6 protein-coding genes and 1 tRNA gene are annotated in these 6,143 nt (G+C 63.8%); all 7 read left to right on the top strand.

Going from position 1 to position 6,143, the window contains the following annotated elements:
* Positions 1-208 precede the first annotated feature (208 nt).
* The 7 genes from AC1DRP_RS34035 (at position 209) to AC1DRP_RS34065 (ending at position 6,108) form a co-directional block, all read left to right on the top strand.
* Positions 209-283: transfer RNA gene (locus tag AC1DRP_RS34035), tRNA-Lys, on the top strand.
* A 252-nt stretch (positions 284-535) separates the two neighbouring features.
* The gene (locus tag AC1DRP_RS34040) at positions 536-1,192 is read left to right on the top strand and encodes an NUDIX hydrolase (protein ID WP_441508741.1); all 657 of its coding nucleotides are present in this window, start codon (positions 536-538) and stop codon (positions 1,190-1,192) included.
* Positions 1,193-1,460: 268 nt separating this feature from the next.
* Positions 1,461-2,111 carry a GntR family transcriptional regulator gene (locus AC1DRP_RS34045; protein WP_441508742.1) on the top strand — a complete coding sequence of 217 codons (651 nt, stop codon included), beginning with the start codon at positions 1,461-1,463 and terminating at the stop codon, positions 2,109-2,111.
* 14 nt (positions 2,112-2,125) lie between these two features.
* On the top strand, positions 2,126-3,112 hold the full coding sequence (locus AC1DRP_RS34050; RefSeq protein WP_441508743.1) for an alpha/beta hydrolase: 987 nt from the start codon (positions 2,126-2,128) through the stop codon (positions 3,110-3,112).
* The gene (locus AC1DRP_RS34055; RefSeq protein ID WP_476770839.1) at positions 3,085-4,305 is read left to right on the top strand and encodes an ABC transporter substrate-binding protein; all 1,221 of its coding nucleotides are present in this window, start codon (positions 3,085-3,087) and stop codon (positions 4,303-4,305) included. Before AC1DRP_RS34050 ends, AC1DRP_RS34055 begins: the two co-directional genes overlap by 28 nt.
* 64 nt (positions 4,306-4,369) lie before the next feature.
* The gene (locus tag AC1DRP_RS34060) at positions 4,370-5,275 is read left to right on the top strand and encodes a carbohydrate ABC transporter permease (RefSeq protein ID WP_441508745.1); all 906 of its coding nucleotides are present in this window, start codon (positions 4,370-4,372) and stop codon (positions 5,273-5,275) included.
* Positions 5,272-6,108 (top strand): carbohydrate ABC transporter permease, encoded by an 837-nt coding sequence (locus AC1DRP_RS34065; protein ID WP_441508746.1) that lies wholly within the window; start codon positions 5,272-5,274, stop codon positions 6,106-6,108. Before AC1DRP_RS34060 ends, AC1DRP_RS34065 begins: the two co-directional genes overlap by 4 nt.
* Positions 6,109-6,143: the final 35 nt, after the last annotated feature.

The following is a 6,143-nucleotide window of genomic DNA, read 5'->3' on the forward strand; positions in this document are numbered from 1 at the left end:
TGCAGCAGCGGCCAGGCATATTGCGGCGTTCCCGGGAAGACAGTGTCCACAAGAGCCTTGGCGGCCTTGATCTCGGACAGGGTGGGCAAATCGGTCATGCGGATCCTCCGGAGCGCTTCTGCCACATCTCAAAGCCATCGAACAATGACGGGAGTGTGCGAACGATGTTGACCGGCGGGCGGGGCGTCCGTATGTCAGCGCCCTGTGAGGGCGGGTAGCTCAGTGGTAGAGCACGTGACTTTTAATCATGTGGTCGAGGGTTCGATCCCCTCCCCGCTCACCAAAAACTCCACTATATCAGATAGATAAAGCGGATTGACCGCATTTCGTTCCGCCTCGGCGGGGGCCAAGCATATGGTGGTGTCGATTTGCCGCTGCCGTGGGCTCTGCAGGTCCATTCACTCAGGCAATGGCGAGATCACGCCCGTATCAGGTTCAGATCCCGCTGCCAGGCACGCGGGTGGTTCCGGACAAGATGTCGGCGCGGTGTTGAGGCCGCGATTGAGCGGCTAGCTCTCGCCGCCTCGATTCTAATGTGACGATCGCATTGAGGGTCACTGCGGGCGACACCGCCGCCTTGGCGCGCCATGGCGTGCTGGGTATAGCTAAAACTATGGACATGAAATGGCGTACCCTCTCTTCCAGGACATTGCTGAAAGATCGCTGGATTGACGTCAGGGCGGATGAGTGCCTGACGCCGACAGGGCACAGGGTCTCGCCCTACTACGTACTTACTTATCCCGATTGGGTTCAAACGGTCGCGATCACGCCCTGCGACGAGATTGTTTTGGTCCGCCAGTACAGGCACGGCGCGGCGGATACTTTCCTGGAGCTGCCAGGAGGGACGATGGACGAAGGTGATCTCGACCCGGGGCGATCAGCTGCACGTGAACTCGAGGAGGAGACCGGCTATCGCGCGACGGAGTTGCGCCTCGTTTCTTCGCTCTTCGCCAACCCAGCCACCCAACCGAACAGGGTCCACGTCTATCTTGCTATGGGGGCAGAGTTGACGGGGAGCCGGAAACTGGACGCCAGCGAAGAGGGGATGAGCGTTCATCTTATGCCCGTGCGGGAGATCTTGGATCGGCTACACGATGGAATTCTCAAGCATTCGCAACACATATCCTCCCTGCTGCTCGCCCTTTCTGTCTCTGGGCATCTCGCGCTTGGTTCTCCCAAGTCAGCCCTCTGAGTTTGAGTATCCGCTAGCAATGCTGGCGCCGAAGCAGGCGGAATTCATTATTGGCAAGCGTCGAGAATGAGCGCCTGGACGCGCCGCTTTGTCCACCGCCACCGACGATTGGACTACCTGCGGCTGTCCAGCGCTGGTCTGAGTCGTTTTCGTCGAGGCCGATACATCCCCTGACCGCCGCTGCAACAGTGCGCCGTGGGATCGAGGTCCGAGCAAGCCCTCGCAAACTGACTTGACATGTCGAATATCGATATCATTATCGATATTGATGAATGTGCTTATTCCGAACCAGATTCGAAGGCCCCGTGACGTCGTCTACGAGTCACTGAAGCGGCAGATCATGCTGAATGAGTTGCGTCCCGAGAGCGCTCTCACCGAGCTCGGCATGGCGCGCGAGCATGGTTGCAGCCAGGGCACGATCCGCGAGGCGCTCCTGCGCCTGCAGGAGGACGGGCTCGTGACCCGCTCCGGGCATCGCGGCACGATGGTGACCAGGCTTGATCCGGAGGAGGCGGAGGAAATTCTGGCTCTGCGCCGCCGGGTCGAGATCCGTGGCGCCTTGCGGGCGGTGCATCATGTCGAGCGCGACAGCCTGGAGCGGCTATACGCCATACAGGCCGACATGGATGCCGTCGCCGCAGCCGGCGACGAATATGCCCTGATCATCCTCGACATGGCTTTCCACCTGACGATCTTCCGCCTGTCGGGACTGGACGCGCTCGAGCAGATCCTGACCCGCTGCACCCTGCATTCGCACCGCTCGAAGCTCTGGGCACCGGGGCATCGCCGCCCGCTGACCGAGACCGCGACACGCCACCGCTTGCTGCTCGCCTTGCTCGAGGCCCGCGATGGGGAAGGCCTGTCATCGGCCATGGCGGAGCATATCGACACGATCGTCCTGCGTGACGGAACCGCCTAATGAAGAGCCCGCGAATGACGACCTGGATCGATCCGCAGATGCAGGTGCTTCTGGAACTGCTCCGCGCCGGCCCCGCCTTCGATTTCCGCTCCGCACCCATTGCCGAAGCACGTGCAACGGTCGATGCCGCAACATTGCCGTGGAGCGATGGCGCTCCGGCCATCCCGGCGAGCGATCTGGTCATTCCCACGGATGCCGGCGCGATGCGTGCGCGGCTTTACCGACCTGAAGGCGCGCAGGCAGAGTCCGTCATCGTCTATGCGCATGGCGGCGGCTGGACCTTCGGTTCGATCGAGACCCATGACGGAACGATGCGCAATCTCGCGGTGGCAGGGGGCTGCGCCGTGCTGGGCGTCGATTACAGGCTCGCTCCGGAACACCCGTTCCCGGCGCCGCTCGACGATCTCCTGGCCAGCGTCGCCTTCGTCGAGCGTGGCGGCCTGGGCACGCCCATACCGGCGGAGCGGATCGCGATCGCGGGCGATTCCGCCGGCGCCAATCTGGCGCTGGCAGCACTGCTGCGCCGGCGCGATGAGGGCTTGCCGCCGCTATCGGCTGCCGCGCTGTTCTACGGCTGCTACGAACCCGACTTCTCGACGGCGAGCCATGCGGCCTTCGGTGGCGGCGACTACCTGCTCACCAGCGCGAACATGCGCTGGTACTGGAACAATTTCCTCGGTGCCGAGCCGGACGAGACGCTGAGTCTCGCGGCGCCTGGCCGGGCTGCGCTTGCCGGCCTGCCGCCGCTCTATCTCTCCGCCGCGGGGCTCGATCCGCTGCGCGACGACACCATCCGGCTGGCCCAGCGCCTGGGCGAGGCCGGCGTGCCCTTCCGTTTCGATCACGTTCCCGGCGTCGTGCATGGCTGCCTGCGCATGAGCAGGGAACTCGCTGCCGCTGCCGACATGATCACCGCTGGCGGCCGCCACATTGCCAACCACCTCAACGATAAAAAAACCGGAGGAAGCCAACCATGGAACGCAGGACTTTCATCAAATTAGCGGGCGCCGGCGCTCTCGCCAGCCCCCTCGCCCGCCCCGCCATCGCCCAAGCCACCACAACGGTGCGCTGGTGGTACCATTTCGACAACCCGCAGCATTCGCCGGCTGAACTCATCGCCAAGTTCGAGGCAGCGAATCCCGGCATCAAGGTCCAGGCCGAGAGCATCCCCTGGGGCGGTGGTAACGACTACCAGACCCGGCTCTTCGCCGCCCTCGTCGCCGGCAACGGACCCGACTGCGCGATGGTGCGGTTGTCCTGGGCTGCGCGCTTCCAGCAGATGAAGGCGCTCTCCCCGATCAATGACCTGATCGCCGGCTGGGCCGGGCGCAGCGACATTGCGGACAACATCTGGAAGATCAACAGGGGCGCCGACGGCAAGCAATATTACCTGCCTCTGCAATATGTCGTGCTCTATCTCTATTATCGGCAGGACCTGTTCGAGCAGGCGGGGCTGAAACCGCCGGCAACCTTCGATGAATTCCGTGCGGCGGCCAAGGCTCTCACGCAGGGCGATGTCTCGGGCTTCGGCTTGCGTGGCGGCGCTGGTGGCTTCGACCACTGGGGGCCGTTCGTGCTCGGCGGCGGCGCCAGTTTCGAGAAGGGCGGAATGGTCAGCGACAAGGCGCTCGCAGCCAACCGCTGGTTCGTGGATCTCACCGTCAAGGACAAGGTGGTGCCGGCCTCGGCACCGACCGACAGCTTCCGGCAGATCGTCGATACCTTCAAGGCTGGCCGGACCGCCATGACCATCCATCATGTCGGCTCGGCCAACGAGATCGTCGGCGTGCTCGGCGACAAGGTTTCGGCTGTGCCGGTCCCGCGAGGCCCGGACGGCAAGGGCTGGACCTATTTCGGCGACGAGTCCAACGCCGTCTTCGCTGCCAGCAAGGCCAGGGAGGCGGCCTTCAAATGGTGCGCCTTCCTCTCCACGGCCGAGAACAACGTCGTGCTGAACAAGTTCACCGGGCAGTTGCCGATCGCGACGTCGGCGGCGAAGGACTGGACGCTGCATCCCAAGCGCTTCGTCGATGCGAGCGCGGCCTCGCTGCCGTTTGCGGCCTCGTTGCCGGATTCGCCCAAGACACCGGATTTCATCGCCCGGATCTGGCCGGCCAACATGCAAAGGGCGCTGCTCGGCCAGATCCAGCCTGACGAGATGATGCGTGCGATCGAGCAGCATTTTCACGGCTGACGGGATTGGCGGCAGACGGGCATCCGGCTGCCGCCTCCAGCCCTCGCTTCGACAGGTTTGAAACGTGACGTCGCTCACCCTCGCGCACAGGCAGCCTCTCGGCCGCAGCCTGACGCCCTTCTGGTTCCTGCTGCCGGCGATCCTGGTCACGGCGGGCGTCGTCCTGATTCCCGTCGCGCAGACGGCCTGGCTCAGCCTGCAGGACTACCTGCTCTACGATCCCGACAACGCCCGCTTCGTCGGACTGGGCAATTTCTCCAGGATCGCGCGAGACGAGGTTTTYTGGATCTCGCTGGGCCAATCCTTCATCTGGATCACTGGCGTTGTCGGACTGCAATTCCTGCTCGGGCTCGCGGCCGCCCTGCTGCTCAACCAGAGCTTCTGGTGGCGCGGACTGGCGCGCGCGCTCGTCATCATTCCCTGGGCGCTGCCAAGCGTCATCATCGGGTTGATGTGGACCTGGATGTACGACTTCAATCTCGGCGTCATCAACGACATCGCGATGCGGCTCGGCCTGATCGCAGCGCCGATCGCCTGGCTGGCCCGGCCCGATACCGCACTCTACGCCATCATGCTGGCGCTGATCTGGCAGGGCTTCCCCTTCTTCGCCGTCACCATTCTGGCCGGCCTGCAGACAGTGCCGGCCGAACTCTATGAGGCAGCCGAGATCGACGGCGCCACCGCCCGACAGCAGCTCTTCTACGTCACCCTGCCCTCGATCGCCGATGTCATCGCAACCGCACTTCTGCTGCGCACGATCTGGGTGGCGAATTCGCTCGACGTCATCCTGGTCATGACCGGCGGCGGACCAGGCTACGCCACCCATACCCTGCCGCTCTACGCCTTCCTGCGCGCGTCGAGCAGCATGGAATTCGGCTATGGCGCGGCGCTGGCATTGATCCTCACGGCGATGCTGCTGGGTGTGGTCTATCTCTATGTCAGGCGGGCGGCCCGGGGCATCGAGACATGATCGAACGACGCACCCGAATCCGGCGGATTCTGGAGGTGGAGCTTCCCGTCCTCCTCATCGTCCTGTTCGCGCTCGGCCCCTATGTCTGGATGATCCTGACCTCGCTGAAGCCGCAGGCGGAGCTTTCCGCCTGGCCGCTCCACTACTGGCCACGAGAGGCGACACTCGAGCATTACCGCGATCTGATCGCCCGCACGAGCTTTGCCGGCAGCCTGGGCAACAGCCTGATCATTGCAGTCGGCGCCAGCGTACTTGGCCTCGGCGTCAGCATCCCCGCGGCCTATGCCTTCTCGCGCTTCCGCTTCTCCGGACGCAGGGGCCTTCTGACCGGCTTCCTCGTCATCAACATGTTCCCGGTCGTGCTGCTCATCATCCCGCTCTTCCTGATGATGCGCCGGCTCGGGCTGATCGACACCTATCTCGGCGTCATTCTCGGTCATTCGACCTTCTCGATTCCCTTCGCGATCTGGATGCTGACGAGCTATTTCAATGCGATCCCCAAGGATCTCGACGAAGCGGCGATGATCGACGGCGCCAGCCGCCTGCAGACCATCCGCCTCATCATCCTGCCCCTGTTGATGCCCGGCGTCGTCACGGCCGGCATCTACATCTTCATCACCTCCTGGAACGAATACCTCTTCGCGATGATGCTCTCGGGCCAGGCGGTGCGCACCGTCACGGTCGCGCTCCAGCTCTTCATCGGCGAGTTCACCATCCAGTGGGGCCTTCTCACGGCCGGCGGCACGCTGATCGCGCTGCCGGTCACCTTCCTCTTCCTTCTGGTGCAAAGGCGGCTCGTGGGCGGGCTCACAGCCGGTGCGGTGAAATCATGACGACAAATCCGATCGGGGTCATCTCGATGTTCTAT

The organism is Allobosea sp. 01N443, assembly GCF_056399325.1.